General features: G+C 69.9%; 17 protein-coding genes. 7 read left to right on the plus strand and 10 right to left on the minus strand.

Annotated features, from left to right (window positions below; genetic code table 11):
- Both HLB44_RS31255 and HLB44_RS31260 read right to left on the minus strand, forming a co-directional pair.
- On the minus strand, positions 1–591 hold the full coding sequence (locus HLB44_RS31255) for a GNAT family N-acetyltransferase (RefSeq protein WP_173132726.1): 591 nt from the start codon (positions 589–591) through the stop codon (positions 1–3).
- A complete protein-coding gene (locus HLB44_RS31260; protein WP_173132728.1) occupies positions 588–1,502 on the minus strand; it encodes an NAD-dependent epimerase/dehydratase family protein in 915 nt (304 codons plus the stop codon). The genes HLB44_RS31255 and HLB44_RS31260 overlap by 4 nt, the downstream gene beginning before the upstream one ends.
- A gap of 38 nt (positions 1,503–1,540) precedes the next feature.
- Here HLB44_RS31260 and HLB44_RS31265 point away from each other — a divergent pair, with 38 nt between their 5' ends.
- The 5 genes from HLB44_RS31265 to HLB44_RS31285 all read left to right on the plus strand — a co-directional run bounded on the left by HLB44_RS31265 (position 1,541) and on the right by HLB44_RS31285 (position 5,453).
- Positions 1,541–2,386, plus strand: a complete 846-nt coding sequence (locus HLB44_RS31265) for an alpha/beta hydrolase (protein WP_173132731.1) — start codon at positions 1,541–1,543, stop codon at positions 2,384–2,386.
- 11 nt (positions 2,387–2,397) lie between these two features.
- Positions 2,398–3,018: a lysophospholipid acyltransferase family protein gene (locus HLB44_RS31270; RefSeq protein ID WP_173132734.1), complete on the plus strand. Its 621-nt coding sequence runs from the start codon at positions 2,398–2,400 to the stop codon at positions 3,016–3,018.
- Positions 3,018–3,992 carry a phosphatidate cytidylyltransferase gene (locus HLB44_RS31275; RefSeq protein ID WP_173132737.1) on the plus strand — a complete coding sequence of 325 codons (975 nt, stop codon included), beginning with the start codon at positions 3,018–3,020 and terminating at the stop codon, positions 3,990–3,992. Before HLB44_RS31270 ends, HLB44_RS31275 begins: the two co-directional genes overlap by 1 nt.
- Positions 3,993–4,078: 86 nt before the next feature.
- Positions 4,079–4,627, plus strand: coding sequence for a crossover junction endodeoxyribonuclease RuvC (gene ruvC, locus HLB44_RS31280; protein ID WP_173132740.1), 549 nt, complete (start codon positions 4,079–4,081; stop codon positions 4,625–4,627).
- Positions 4,628–4,754: 127 nt separating this feature from the next.
- Entirely contained in the window at positions 4,755–5,453 is a 699-nt protein-coding gene (locus tag HLB44_RS31285) for a dienelactone hydrolase family protein (protein WP_173132743.1), read from the plus strand.
- Positions 5,454–5,459: 6 nt separating this feature from the next.
- Here the strand turns inward: HLB44_RS31285 and HLB44_RS31290 are convergent, their stop codons facing one another.
- Genes HLB44_RS31290 through bufA2 form a run of 6 tightly spaced genes read right to left on the minus strand, consistent with a single transcriptional unit; the run spans position 5,460 to position 8,811 of the window.
- Positions 5,460–5,672 carry a hypothetical protein gene (locus tag HLB44_RS31290; protein WP_173132746.1) on the minus strand — a complete coding sequence of 71 codons (213 nt, stop codon included), beginning with the start codon at positions 5,670–5,672 and terminating at the stop codon, positions 5,460–5,462.
- Between the two features lie 27 nt (positions 5,673–5,699).
- A complete protein-coding gene (locus HLB44_RS31295; RefSeq protein WP_173133163.1) occupies positions 5,700–5,885 on the minus strand; it encodes a hypothetical protein in 186 nt (61 codons plus the stop codon).
- Entirely contained in the window at positions 5,885–6,820 is a 936-nt protein-coding gene (lpxC, locus tag HLB44_RS31300) for a UDP-3-O-acyl-N-acetylglucosamine deacetylase (protein WP_173132749.1), read from the minus strand. Before lpxC ends, HLB44_RS31295 begins: the two co-directional genes overlap by 1 nt.
- Before the next feature lie 48 nt (positions 6,821–6,868).
- The gene (locus HLB44_RS31305; protein WP_173132752.1) at positions 6,869–7,642 is read right to left on the minus strand and encodes an HvfC/BufC family peptide modification chaperone; all 774 of its coding nucleotides are present in this window, start codon (positions 7,640–7,642) and stop codon (positions 6,869–6,871) included.
- On the minus strand, positions 7,642–8,469 hold the full coding sequence (gene bufB / locus HLB44_RS31310) for an MNIO family bufferin maturase (protein WP_173132756.1): 828 nt from the start codon (positions 8,467–8,469) through the stop codon (positions 7,642–7,644). The genes HLB44_RS31305 and bufB overlap by 1 nt, the downstream gene beginning before the upstream one ends.
- Before the next feature lie 48 nt (positions 8,470–8,517).
- A complete protein-coding gene (bufA2, locus tag HLB44_RS31315) occupies positions 8,518–8,811 on the minus strand; it encodes a BufA2 family periplasmic bufferin-type metallophore (RefSeq protein WP_173132759.1) in 294 nt (97 codons plus the stop codon).
- Between the two features lie 176 nt (positions 8,812–8,987).
- Between bufA2 and HLB44_RS31320 the strand changes: the two genes are divergently transcribed.
- Positions 8,988–9,986, plus strand: coding sequence for a DnaJ C-terminal domain-containing protein (locus HLB44_RS31320; protein ID WP_217283875.1), 999 nt, complete (start codon positions 8,988–8,990; stop codon positions 9,984–9,986).
- Positions 9,987–10,034: 48 nt separating this feature from the next.
- Here the strand turns inward: HLB44_RS31320 and HLB44_RS31325 are convergent, their stop codons facing one another.
- Together HLB44_RS31325 and HLB44_RS31330 are read right to left on the minus strand one after the other, a co-directional pair.
- Positions 10,035–10,583, minus strand: a complete 549-nt coding sequence (locus HLB44_RS31325; RefSeq protein WP_173132776.1) for a PEP-CTERM sorting domain-containing protein — start codon at positions 10,581–10,583, stop codon at positions 10,035–10,037.
- 246 nt (positions 10,584–10,829) lie between these two features.
- A complete protein-coding gene (locus HLB44_RS31330; protein ID WP_173132779.1) occupies positions 10,830–11,453 on the minus strand; it encodes a hypothetical protein in 624 nt (207 codons plus the stop codon).
- A gap of 246 nt (positions 11,454–11,699) precedes the next feature.
- On the opposite strand from HLB44_RS31330, the gene HLB44_RS31335 reads away from it, so the two are divergent.
- Positions 11,700–14,093 carry an HzsA-related protein gene (locus HLB44_RS31335; RefSeq protein ID WP_173132782.1) on the plus strand — a complete coding sequence of 798 codons (2,394 nt, stop codon included), beginning with the start codon at positions 11,700–11,702 and terminating at the stop codon, positions 14,091–14,093.
- Positions 14,094–14,096 lie beyond the last annotated feature (3 nt).

Here is a 14,096-nt window from a genome sequence, read left to right on the forward strand (position 1 = left end):
TCAAACCGGCGTCAATCGCACCACCGGCCGCGTCGGCTTGCGCCGCGCGACCTCGTCGAAGCCGCAGGCATCGAACATCGACTTCGGCCCGAACCACAGGTTGTCGTCCGCCGTGTGGCCGGGCTTGTCGACCGGATAGGCCTCCAGCGTCACGCCACGCTTGCGCGCGACTTCCACCGCTGCATCGAGCAAGGCCTTCGCAACGCCCTGCCCGCGCCACGGCCCGGCGACGACGAAGCAGATCACCGACCAGACCTTCTGCGCGTCCACCGGCTTCATCACCGGCGAGCGCTGCAGCTTGGCGTAGTCCTCGCGCGGGCCGACCGAGAGCCAGCCGACGGGCTCCTTGCCGGCGTAGGCGATCAGGCCCATGAAGCGGCCGTCGTCGAGCAAGTCCTTGAACGCAGCCCGGCTCACCGTGGCATAGGAGACCCCTGCCGGCCGCTTCGGCGGCGCGCCGCTCCAGCGGTAGTACATGCACCAGCAGTTGCGCGCCACCGAGCAGCCGCGCGCGGCGAACAGCGTCTCGAGGTCGGCGAAGCGCTTCGGCGTCAGCCGCTGGATCTTCAAGGCCGGCGCGGCTGGCGTCATTCGACGGCGTTCCAGTCGGTGCGCGGCGGCAGCACCTCGGGCGAGCAGGCATCGAACTCGCGCAGCACCTCGTCGAAACCGAAGCGGGGTTGCCAGCCCAGCACCTGTTGCGCAAGCTGCGACGAGTAAACCCGGTCGATCGACGTCGGCAGCGGCCAGCCGCGGCGCTCGAACGCCTCGGCCAGCGCCGGCGCGCGGCGGCGGATCACCGCGGGCGCGTCGTTCAGCAGCTGCGCCGCATCATCGGGCTCGAACGGCGTCGCGCCCGACACGACCAGGCAGCGCGACGTCGACGGCGGATGCAGCAAGGCCAGCGCATGCGCCTCGGCCACGTCACGCGCATCGATGCCGCGGTGCAACCGATAGGCGGCCATCAGCGGTGCCGGCTCCGGAAAGCAACGCGACATGCGCAGCAGCGTCACCGCCGGCCCGTCGGCGAGCGCCGCGTCGGCCAGCAGCGCCTCGGCGGCGAGCTTGCTGCGGTGGTAGACGGTGCGCGGCGCAGGCGGCGTCTCTTCGTCGATCCAGGCGGCGTGGCGGTGCTGCGGATCGGCGGCCGCGCCGTACAGCGCGGTCGTGCTGGTGAAGACGAGGTGCCGCACGCCCGCGCGGCGCGCGGCCAGCAGCAGCGTGCGCGTGCCGTCGACATTGATGCGCTGGAACTCGGCATCGCCGACCAAGCCGACATGCGGTGCATGCAGCGCGGCCACGTGCACGACCGCATCGATGCCGTCGAGCGCACGTTCGAGCAGGCGCCGGTCGCAGACGTCGCCGACGAATTCCGCCGTCGACGACGGCGTGCGGTCGAGGCCGCTCACGCGGTGCGTCAGCGCCAGCCGGACGACGATCGCCCGACCGATGCGCCCGCTGGCACCGGTCACCAGCACGCTGAGCGGCGCGGTCTGACCCATCGGGCGATTCTGCATCCGGGGCAGCTAGCATCGGCAAAATGTCCCCGTCCCCGATGCTTGTCCTTGCGCTGGCCTGGCTGCTCGCCGCCTGCGCGCCTACCCCTGCCCCCGCGCCGCGCCCGCCGTCGGCCCTGCCGAACGTGCAGGTGCTGAATCCACCGCTCGTGATCCCCGGCCTCGAGCGCCAGCGCACGCTGCGCCTGTACCTGCCGCCGTCTTACGCTCAAAGTGAGCGGCGCTACCCCGTCATCTACATGCACGATGGCCAGAACCTGTTCGACGACGCGACCTCGTACGCCGGCGAATGGGGCGTCGACGAGACTTTGAACCAGCTGGCGCGCACGAGCGGCTTCGAGGCCATCGTCGTCGGCATCGACAACGGACTCGACAAGCGGATGAACGAGCTGAACCCCTGGCCGCATCCCGAGCACGGCGCCGGCGAAGGAGACGCCTATCTCAACTTCATCGTCGAGGTGGTCAAGCCGATGATCGACCGACGCTTGCGCACGCTGCCCGAAGCACGGCACACGGCGATCCTCGGCAGCTCGATGGGCGGGCTGATCTCGCACTACGCGATCCAGCGTCATCCGCAGGTCTTCGGCAAGGCGGGCATCTTCTCGCCCGCCTACTGGACCGCGCCGCTGGTGTTCGCGCACGCCGAGCGCCACACCCCGCCGCCGACCGCGCGGCTGTACCTGTACATGGGTGGCCGCGAGGGCCGCGGCATGGTCGACGACGTGCAGCGCATGCATGCGCAGCTGGCGTCGCGACCCTACGCGCCGGCACTGACCCTGCGCATCGTTCCCAAGGCCGAGCACAACGAAGCGGCATGGCGCCAGGAATTCGAACGCGCGGTGCGCTGGCTGTACGAATTGCCGAACTAAGATCGCCGCCCATGACGCGTGCCGAGGCCATGGGCCTGTTGCTGTCGACCGTCGCCCGGCTGATCACCGGCGCGCAAGGTCACTGGAAGGGCTGCCCGCCGATGGCCGAGCAGCGCATCTACTTCGCCAATCACCAGAGCCACCTCGACTGGGTGCTGATCTGGGCCTCGTTGCCGCACGACCTGCGCGCGGTGACACGCCCGATCGCCGCGAAGGACTACTGGACCACGGGGAAATTCAAACACTGGCTGACGCGCGAGGTCTTCAATGCCGTGTACGTCGCGCGCCAGCGCACCGATGACCAGGACCCGCTGGAGCCGCTGGCCGAAGCGCTGAAGAACGGTGACTCGCTGGTGATCTTTCCCGAGGGCACGCGCAGCAACAAGGGGCTGCCGCAGGCCTTCAAGAGCGGGCTGTATCACCTGGCCGAACAGTTTCCCGGCGTGCAGCTGATCCCGGCGTGGATCGACAACGTGCAGCGCGTGATGCCCAAGGGCGAGGTCGTGCCGGTGCCGATCCTGTGCACAGTGACCTTCGGCGCGCCGCTGCAGCTGCAGGCCGGAGAAGAAAAGCGCGGCTTCCTCGAACGCGCCCGCGAGGCCGTGATCGCGCTGCGCCCGCAGGTGAACTGATGAGCGCGCTACGCGACCTCGACGCCAACCAGCAGGTCGCCCTGCTGTTCGTGATCCTGTTCGGCCTGCTGCTGATCGTCACCGGCATCGCCGCGCTGCGCACGCTGCGCGAGCTGGAAGGCCAGGCGCAGGTGCGCTACCAGCGCTTTCGCCGCGAGCTGCGGGCGCTGTGGGTCAGCGCGGTGCTGTTCTGGCTGGCGTGGGTCTCCGGTGCGCCGGGCGCGACGCTGCTGTTCGTCATCGTCTCGTTCCTCGCCTTCCGCGAGTACGTGACGCTGCTGAAGACGCGGCCGAGCGACCACCGCAGCCTGATCCTCGCCTTCTTCATCGTGCTGCCGCTGCAGTTCGCGCTGGTCGGCAACCGCAACTTCGACCTGTTCTCGGTTTTCATCCCGGTCTACGTGTTCCTCGCGATCCCGGTCGTCAGCGCGCTGGCCGGCGATCCGGAGCGTTTCCTCGAACGCAACGCGAAGATCCAGTGGGGCATCATGGTCTGTGTCTACGGCCTGTCGCATGCGCCGGCGCTGCTGCTGCTGGACTTTCCGCGGCTGCAGGGGCGCGGCGCGTTCCTGGTGTTCTTCCTGGTGATCGTCGCGACGACCGCGCAGATCGCGCAGGAGCTCGCCAGCCGCCAGCTGCGGCGGCGGCCGGTGGCGCGGCAGATCGACCGCTCGTTCTCGTACCGTGCGTTCGGCATCGGCGTGCTGGCGGCGGCGGTCGTCGGCACCGCGCTGTACTGGATCACGCCGTTCAAGGCCGGCCAGGCGCTGGTGATGGCGGCGATCGCCGCGGCCTCGGGCACGCTGGGCGAATTCGTGATGCGGGCGCTGAAGAAGGACGCCGGCGTCAGCCACTGGGGCAACGCGGTATCGGTGACCGGCGCGGTCGGACTGCTCGACCGCGTGGCGCCGATCTGCTTCGCGGCGCCGGTCTTCTTCCACTCGGTGCGCTGGTATTTCCAGTACCGGCCATAGATGGTGCCCCCAGCTCACTGCGTTCGCGGCCCCCGAGGGGCCCACACGGCCCTTCGGGCGGCCGGGCGGGCCGTGATGGCGTGCCGATGAGGATCCTCGGCATCGACCCCGGCCTGCAGCGCACCGGCTTCGGCGTCGTCGACGTGCAGGGCGCGCAGCTGGCCTATGTGGCCAGCGGCACGATCTCGACCGGCGAGGCCGCGAAGGGCAACCTGCCGGGCCGGCTGAAGCTGATCTTCTCCGGCGTCGCCGAGGTGATGCAGCGCTACCAGCCCGAGGCGGCCTCGGTCGAGATCGTCTTCGTCAACGTCAACCCGCAGAGCACGCTGCTGCTCGGCCAGGCGCGCGGCGCGGCGCTGGCCGCGCTGGTGCACGGCGACCTGCCGGTGGCCGAGTACACCGCGCTGCAGATGAAGAAGGCGATCGTCGGCCACGGCCTGGCGACCAAGAGCCAGGTGCAGGAGATGGTGATGCGCCTGTTGAAGCTGCCCGGCCTGCCGGGCAAGGATGCCGCCGATGCGCTCGGCCTGGCGATCACCCATGCCCATGCGGCGCGCAGCTTCGCCGCGCTGGCCAAGGGCGCTTCGCTCGCGCCGCGTGCCCATGCGCAGTACAAACGCGGTCGGACCTATTGATGTGCCCACCCCCGGAGCGGCCTTCGGCCGCCTCCCCCTCGAGGGGGCAACACCAGCGGCCCGGCAGAGCCGGATCCGCGGTGTTCGCTGGGACAGACACGACCACGTCGTGAAGGAGATGACTTCGATGAGCCTGCCGGTACACAGCGAATGGATCGAAATCTCTGGCGGCTTCGCCGCGCACCTGACGCTGCCGCCTTCGGGCAGCGGCCCCGGGCTGCTGGTGCTGCAGGAGATCTTCGGCGTCAACGACCACATCCGCGCGGTCGCGCGGCAGTACGCGATGGATGGCTTCGTCGTGCTGGCGCCGGACGTGTTCTGGCGCCAGGCGCCGCGCGTCGAGCTCGGCTACGAGGGCGCCGATCGCCAGCGCGGCATCGAGCTCGCGGCCAAGCTGCAGCCGGCGGAGCTGGTGGCCGACCTGCAGGCCGCGGCGACCGCGCTGCGCGGCCGCGCCGAGATCGCCGGCCAGAAGATCGGCGCGATCGGCTACTGCATGGGCGGGCGGCTGGCCTACACCGCGGCGGCGCTGGCGGGCGTCGATGCGGCGGTGGCCTACTACGGCGGCGGCATCCACAACCAGCTGGAGCTCGCCGAGCGGATCGGCTGCCCGGTGCAGTTCCACTACGCCGAGCGCGACGACCACATTCCGCCGGCGGCGATCGACAAGGTGCGCGCGGCGATGGCCGGCAAGCCGCACGAGCTGCATGTGTACGCCGGCGCGATGCACGGCTTCAACTGCTGGGCGCGCGCCTCCTACCACGCGCCGAGCGCGGCGCTGGCGCACGGGCGCAGCCTGCAGTTCCTGGCGCAGGCGCTGTTCTGATGCAGGTCAGTGGATCAGCACGCGGATGCCGTCGAAAACGCGCTTGAAGATCCAGAGGTTGAAGGTTCCCAGCCCCGTGACGACGGCCCAGCGGTACAGCGCCACTGCCCGCTCGCGCGGCACGTGCTCGCCGGTGGCGATGTGCAGGCCGAAGAACACGATCGCTGACCCCGCCGTCAGCGTGAACACGATGCCGCAGAGCCAGTAGAGGACAGTCATCTGGGGCGGGACTCTACCGCACCGGCGCTACAGCAGCGGCGCGAGCCGTTCGAGGATCAGCACCGCGAAGAAGCAGGCCGCCGCGATCAGCGTCCACTTCAGCACCACGACGCCGCGGCGCTTCCACACCGGCTCGTTGGTGCCGACGAACATCGCGAAGCACAGCACGCTGGCGACGAGCAGCAGGCCGAAGACGAGCCGGAAGAGCAGCATCACCAGGCCGGCGCGAGCTCGGCGAAGCCCGCCGGCGCCTGCGACTCGTCGTCGAAGGCGACGATGTCCCAGGCGCTGCGGTCGTCGAGCAGCTTGCGCAGCAGCAGGTTGTTCAGCGCGTGGCCGCTCTTGAACGCCGTGTAGGCGGCGAGCATCGGCCGGCCGGCGTTGTACAGGTCGCCGATCGCATCGAGGATCTTGTGCTTCGCGAACTCATCGTCGTAGCGCAGGCCTTCGGCATTGAGCACGCGCGAATCGTCGACGACGATGGCGTTGTCCATGCTGCCGCCGAGCGTCAGCCCGCGCGCGCGCATCGCATCGAAGTCCTTGGTGAAGCCGAAGGTGCGGGCGCGCGCGATGTCGCGCTTGTAGCGCCCGGAGCCCATGTCGAAGGTCGTGCGCTGGCCGGTGGCGTCGACCGCCGGATGGCCGAAGTCGATCTCGAAGCTCAGCTTGAAGCCGTGGTAGGGCTCCAGCCGCGCCCACATCAGCTTCGGCCCGTCGCCCTGGCGCACCTCGACGGTCTTCAGCACGCGCAGGAAACGCTTGGGCGCATCCTGCAGCGCGATGCCGGCGCTTTGCAGCAGGAAGACGAAGCTGGCGGCCGAGCCGTCGAGGATCGGCACCTCGTCGGCATTGATGTCGACGATCAGGTTGTCCAGCCCCAACCCGCAGCAGGCCGACATCAGGTGCTCGATCGTCTGCACCTTCGGCGCGCCCGGGTCGCCACCGGCCGAGATCGTCGAGGCCATGCGCGTATCGCTGACCGAGTCGGGGCGCACGGGAATGTCGACCGGATGCGTCAGATCGACGCGGCGGAACACGATGCCGGTATCGACCGCCGCCGGCCGCAGCGTCAGCTCGACCTTCTGCCCGCTGTGCATGCCGACGCCGACCGCGCGGGTCAGCGACTTCAGGGTGCGTTGCTTCAGCATGGGCGTGATTGTCCGCTGCTTCACGGACGGCGGCCCGGCGCCGGGTTTTCACGCGTCGATCGCCACCAGCAGCCCTTCGTCGATCCAGCGCCGCAGCAGCACCCCGACCTCGGCAATCACCTCGGCATCCGGAAACTTCGCCGCCAACGCCGCGCAGGCCGCGGCAAACGGCCGGCCGTTCCACATCAGGCCGATCGCCTGCGCCTCGAAGGCGCCGAGGCTGCGGAAGTGCGGCTGGAAGCCGAAGCGCCAGACCAGCACTTCCGTCGGCACGTCCAGGCGCAGTGGCGCGGGCGGTGCCTCGTCGCAATCCAGCGCATGCCAGATCGACAGCGTATTGCAGTGCAGGTGCAGCCGCTCGCAGCTGGGGTGCCAGCGCAGCACCGCACTGTCCCAGGCGTCGGGCGGCAACGCGGCCAAGGCCTCCAGGCCGAGCGGCGCCTCGTCCTGGCCATCGAAGGCGCGCCGCAGCGCAGCGTCGAGCTGCGCCAGCTCGGCCACTTCCGGATCGCCGGGCCAGGCCTCGGCGAGCCAGCCGGCGAACGCGCCGCCGAACCAGCGCAGGTTCGGATGCATCGACGGATGGGCGGCGAGGAAGACGCGAGCGGCGGCATCGAACTGCTCGTCCCCCAGGTACAACGCGGTGTGGCCGAAACTGTCCTTCAGCGCCTCGACCAGGCGCGCGCGGTAGGCGTGGTGGTAGACGCCCAACCGCCGCTCGACGCCGATGCGTCCGCCGGGACGCACCGCAGCGGCGATATCGCTCGGCGCGTCGAGCAGGTGCGACTGGAACGCGGCCTGCAATGTTTCCAGCGTCTGCATCACGCGAGCTCGCAGCGGCTGTCGAGCACCTCGGCAGCGATGCCGCGCGCGATGTGAAGCTCGGCAATCAGCTCGGGCAGCGGCGGGATGCGGTCGTCGCGCTCGATCATCGTCGCCACCGGGCCGAAGCGTTCGAGCGCGCGCCGGTACAGCGCCCACACCGGGTCGGCCACCGGATGGTCGTGCGTATCGACCAGGTGGTCGCCATGGTCGGTGTGGCCGGCCAGGTGGATCTGCCGCACGCGCTGCGCCGGCATCGCGTCCAGGTAGGCCTGCGCATCGAAGCCGTGGTTGACGCTGCTGACGTGGATGTTGTTCAGGTCGAGCAGCAGCAGGCAATCGGCCTCGTCGCAGACGCGGGCGACGAATTCCCATTCGCTCATCGCCGAGCTCGTGAATTCGAGGTAGCTGGAGACGTTCTCGATCAACAGTTGGCGGCCGAGCACGTCCTGCACCTTTCGGATGTTGTTCACGACGACGCGCAAGGCCTCGTCGGTGTACGGCAGCGGCAGCAGGTCGTGCATCTGGCGGTCGTGCACGCCTGTCCAGCAGAGGTGGTCCGACAGCCACAGCGGCCGCACGCGGCGCTCCAGCGCCTGCAGCGACTTCAAGTACTGCGGGTCCGGCCCGGCCACCGCGCCGAGCGACAGCGACACGCCGTGCATCACCAGCGGATAACGTTCGCGCAGCCGGTCGAGCATCTGCAGCGGCTTGCCGCCGGGCACCATGTAGTTCTCGCTGATGACCTCCAGCCAGTCCAGCGGCTGCGCCGAATCGAGCAATGCGGTGTAGTGCGCGGTGCGTGCACCGAGACCGAAGCCGAGCATCGATAACCCCTTTCGTACGCAGCCGTGGGAGCGGTGAGAGAGGTCGACTTACTTCTTCGCGACGATGTCGCCGATGGTGCCGCCCTGGTCCAGGCAGACCTTCGCGCCGAGCGCCTTGAAGCCGTGGCCCTTGCAGCCGTTCTGGCCCTTGCAGCTGTTCTCGGCGGTCTTGCAGTCGCTGTTGCCCTTGCACTCGTGCACGCCGTAGCAATGCACCTTGTCGCTGGCGGCAATGGCGGCACCCGAGCTGCCGGCCGGCGGCTGGGCGGCGAAGGCGGCGGCGCCGAGGGCGAACAGGGCGGCGGCGGCGGCCAGCGAACCGGCTTGGGTCTTGAGGGTCATGTGAATGCTTTCTGTAAGGATCGGAGGTTGCAAAACGACGCCGCTCGCGCGGCTGCCTGTGACGCTGGCCGTTGATCGACCTGCCCCCGTCTGTCGTCCGGCAGGCCGAGTCCTTACACGCACCGACATCCATGCCCGGTAGCATGCGGCGCCAAGGCTTGCAGCGGAGGATTGAATTGAGCACCGATGACGCGTACGTCGAGCTCGGCCTGGCGCCGGGCGCCAGCGAGAGCGAAGTCAAGGCTGCGTGGCGCCGCCTGGTGTCGCGCTGGCATCCCGACCGCAATCGCTCACCCGATGCGGCGGCACGCATGCAGCGCGTCAACGGCGCTTATGAACGCATCCGGCTCGCTGTCGGCATCGATGCACCGGCGGACACCGGCGCGGCAGGCTCCGGCCGCACGGTGCGCCAGCGCGTGCGCTTGTCGCTGGAGGACGCGGCACTCGGCTGCACGCGCGTGCTGCGCGGCCGGCTGGTCGATGACTGCAGCGACTGCCGCGGCCTTGGCACGTTAGTCCAACGCATGCCCTGCACCACCTGTGCGGGCTCCGGCCAGGTGCGCGAGAGCCTGTGGTTCGGCTGGCTGTCGGCGCAGGCCCGGTGCAGTGCCTGCGACGGCAGCGGCCACCTGAACCCGCCCTGCCCGGCCTGCGCCGGCGCGGGCCGGCGCGCCAGCCGCTATCGCCGCACGGTGCGCTTTCCCGCCGGCCTGCGCCAGGGCGACGTGCTGAACGCCGAAGGTGCAGCCGGCCAGCAGGGCGGCTTCGACGGCACGCTGGAGCTGCACGTCGAGGTCAGCGCGCATCCCTTCTTCGTCGTCGGCGACGACGGCACGCTGCGCTGCGAGATGCCGGTCGACGGCTTCGCGTGGATCGCCGAGACCTGGGTCGACGTGCCGACGCTCGAAGGCCTGCAGCAGATCCGCCTGCGGCGCGGCCGCCACGTCTACCGGCTGCGCGGCCAGGGCCTGCCGCTCGAGCGGGGCGACGGCGAACGCGGCGACTATGTGGTGACCATCGCGCCGGTGTTCGCCGAGGCACCGAGCCCGCGCCAGCGGGCCTTGCTGGAGCAGCTGGCCGAGGCCGCCGCGGCGGCGCCGGCCGAGGCGGCGCGGGACTGGCACACGACGCTGCAGGCGTGGGACCGGCAGCGGCGCCGGGATGGCGCCGCGTAAAACAAGAAAACCCGCCTCACGGCGGGCCCTGCAGCGAGGAGATCCGGATCAGCGGCGGCGGCGTGCACCCGCCAGGCCGGCGAGTGCGAAGCCCACCAGGGCGAGCGTCGCGGGCTCCGGAACGCCGGCCGGGGAGCGGTCGTAGTCGACTCCGGTCGGATCATTCATCGCCGAGCAACCCGCACCGAAGCTTTGGCAATGCAGCGACAAGCCGCCGTTCAGCGAGCGCGTGTAGTCGGCTGCAAACGAAATGGTGCTGGTAAGCGCGCCGCCCGACCAGAAGAAGAGATCGAGTTCGACCGAGTCGGCGATGTCGCCGGCAAAGTTTTCGGTCCAGCCGGACAGGTTCACCGACGGTCCGGTGGCGATCACGTAGTGGGGGTTGACGAGTGTCGCCGTCCAGCCGGCAGGCAGCGTCGTGATGCCCAAGGCGTCGAAAGGACCCGCGCCGGTGTCGCCGGTGATGAAGAACTCGGCGGTTGCCGTGGGCCCGCAGCCGCCGCAACTCTGCGTGACGGCCCACGCGTGCGCCCCGGTGGAACAGAAGATCGAAAGCGCCGCGACGCCAGCCGCGGTGAGCCACTTTTTGAGATTCATGGGAGAGAACTTGTCGAAGTTGAAACCGACACAGTTAGCAACAAGTAGGCCAGTAGCCTGCGGGCAAGCGGATTCAAGGATCTACGAGAGTTCCAGGTAGCTTGTCACGGGCGCCTGTAAAGGAATCCGACATTCGGTGCGCCGGTCCGACACTGGCGGCCTAACGAAGAATCGACGCAGCGGCGTGCGGCGTGGCGACGAGGGCCAGCTGCGCTGAAGCCACGCCATCGGCCTGGCTGAGCCAGATCAGAGCTCGCCCGACTCCGCCGGTCCGCGCGCCTCGGCCACGGCCGCCAGCGCCTCGAGCTGCCGCGCAAACAGGAAGGCCTCGGCCGCCTGCAGCGTCGGCAGCCGCGGGCGCTTGACACCGTCGCGCTCGACCAGGCCGCCGCCGACGCAGGCGCCGTCCTCGAACAGGTCGTAGCCGGTCTTGTCGATCAGCATCGGCGGATGCGCGCGGTTCGGACACGGCGTGAAGCAGCGGAAGCTCGCCGGGCGCGCGGTGCACTGCGAGCGGCCGGCCTTGATCGGCACGTCCTCGATCAGCGGCCGCGCCACCGGCGCTTCATGCACCGGCTTGAGCGGCGTTTCGCGCCGCCACTCGAGCCACTGCATGCGGATCGCGCGCGCCTGCGGACACTCGCCTTCCGGGCAGGTCAGCCGCAGCAGCACGTGCCGCTCGACGCGGATGCCGTTGCACCAGTACTGCAGGCGCCGGCGGCCCTTGTGGTCGATGCGCGCCGCCACTGCCACCACCAGCGGGCCGACGGGGGCCCGCACCGTCAGCGTCCCCCGTTCACGCGTGCCGAACGGTGCACCCTCGGGCACCTGGCGCTCGATGCGGGCGATCAGTTCGAGGACGGTGGTCATGTGCCCGCCCGGCCGCCCGAAGGGCACAGCGCCCCAAGGATCCCGCAGGGGATCCTTCGGATCCCAGGGGGCCGCGAACGAAGTGAGCTGGGGGGTGTCATTGTTGCCATGGTGCACCCAAAACGGAGAACTGCATCACGCCGGCGCGTCATTCGCTTCAGCGGCGCGGACCAAGGTCACATGCGCGCCTGGGGCGGCCGGCGCAAGACTGCCTTCGCCGCATCCCGCGCCTACCGAGGTCCCGCCATGCAACGCCGTACCGCAGCCGCGATCCTGAGCGCCCTGCTCGCCGCACCGGGCATCGCCGCGCACGCCGCGGTACTGACCCCGCACCCGATCGTCTTCGTCACGCAGGTCCCGGTGACCGGCGACTTCACCAACATCGGGTCGACCTTCGGCCACCACCTGTCGCGCCAGCAGGCGGTGCCGCGCGGCGGCGACCTGTGGATCCGCTACACCGACGGCACGCTGCGCAACCTGACGGCAGCGGCCGGCATCAGCGCGAGCGGCCTGCTCGGCGCCAACGCGATCGCCGTGCGCGACCCCTCGCCGCACTGGGACGGCCAGAAGATACTCTTCAGCGCGGTGATCGGCGCGCCGACGGTGCGCTACGAAGAGCCCGCGACCTACTGGCAGCTGTACGAGATCAGCGGTCTCGCAGCGAACCAGACGCCGGTGATCACCAAGGTGCCGAACCAGCCGGCGAACTACAACAACGTCAACCCGATCTACGGCAGCGACGACCGCATCATCTTCGCCAGCGACCGCCCGCGCAACGGCGAGCGCCACCTCTGGCCGCAGCTCGACGAATACGAGGAAGCGCCGACCGTCAGCGGCCTGTGGAGCCTGGACGCGAAGACCGGCCACCTGCTGCTGCTGAACCATTCGCCCTCGGGCGCCTTCACGCCGAGCATCGACAGCTTCGGCCGCGTGATCTTCACGCGCTGGGACCACCTGCAGCGCGACCAGCAGGCCGACGGCGACCGCGCCGGCAACAGCGACTACGGCACCTTCAACTACGCCAGCGAAAGCGCAAGCGCCGCGCGCCTGAACGACCGCAGCGAGGTCTTTCCCGAGCCGCGGCAGACGGTGGGCAACGTCAGCGAGCACCGCTTCAACCAGTTCTTCCCGTGGCAGATCAACGAGGACGGCACCGAGGAGGAGACGCTGAACCACGTCGGCCGCCAGGAGCTGGCGGGCTACGGCACGCAGAGCTTTCTCGACGATGCGAACCTGCGCGAATGCTGCGACATCGACACCCGCTTCAACCGCTTCCGGCTGAACAACGACAACCTGCTGCACCTGAAGGAAGACCCGAGCCGGCCGGGCCGCTTCGTCGGCACCAGCCCGCAGGAGTTCGGCACGCATGCGGCGGGGCAGCTGGTCAGCATCAACGGCGCGCCCAGCGTCAACCCCGACCAGATGGCGCTGACCTGGCTGACGGCGCAGGCCACCGCCTTCGCGACCGAGGAAGGCAGCACGCCCGACCCCGCCCACTCCGGCCTCTACCGCGACCCGCTGCCGCTGTCGGACGGCCGGCTGATCGCCTCGCACACCAGCGAGACGCGCACCGACCGCAACGAGGGCAGCAATGACGCGCCACGTTCGCGTTATGAATTCCGGCTCAAGCTGGTCAGCGCCGACGCCGGAGGCAGCCATCGCGCCGGCGAGCCGCTGACCGGCGGCATCAGCAAGACCGTCAGCTGGTACGACCCCGACAACCTCATCACCCACACCGGGCCGCTGTGGGAGCTCAATGCCGTCGAGCTGAAAGCCCGTGCGCGGCCGCCGCGCCGCAGCAGCGCGCTGCCGGCGCCGGAGCAGCAGGTCTTCGCGGAGGAAGGCGTCAACGTCACCGCGTTCCAGGATTACCTGCGCCAGAACGACTTGGCGCTGATGGTCAGCCGCAACGTCACGCTGCGCGACAAGGCCGATCGGCAGCAGCCGTTCAACCTGCGCGTCAGGGGCGGTGCCAGTGCCGCCGGCGCGAGCGGCAGGGTCTACGACGTCAGCCACCTGCAGCTCGTGCAGGGCGACCAGGTACGCGGCATCGGCGGCACGGCCAACCCGAGCCCGGGCCGCCGCGTGCTGGCGCAGGTGATGCACGAGCCCAAGGCCGCCAACCCGTTCCAGGGTGTCAAGGGCGCCGTCGCGCTGGCGCCGGATGGCTCGGTGGCCGCGCTGGTGCCGGCGCAGCGGGCGATGAGCTGGCAGCTGACCAACGGCGAGACGCCTGTCGTGCGCGAGCGCTACTGGATCACGTTCCAGAAGGGCGAAATCCGCGTCTGCGCGTCGTGCCATGGCGTCAACCAGGCCTCGCAGGCCGGCGGCGGCGAACCGCAGAACCCGCCCGAGGGCCTGCGGCGACTGCTGCGGCTGTACAAGGCCGGCCTGACGCTGCCCAACGAGGACCGGGTGTTCAACTGGGCCGAGCGCATCTACCCGGACAACTTCCTGCCGAAGAACCCGGCCACCGCCACGGCCGCCGGCTACACCTACCGCTACTACAGTGCGACCGACGAATACGTCGGCGTGAAGGACGGCAAGGTGTACTACTTCAAGCCGGGGGCGATCCCGGCGCCGGCCGACGTCGGCGCGCTGCAGCAGTTCCTCGACCAGGCGAAGAAGGCGGGGTACTGACAG

The organism is Pseudaquabacterium terrae (assembly GCF_013266755.1).
Classification (GTDB): Bacteria; Pseudomonadota; Gammaproteobacteria; order Burkholderiales; family Burkholderiaceae_C; genus Pseudaquabacterium; species Pseudaquabacterium terrae.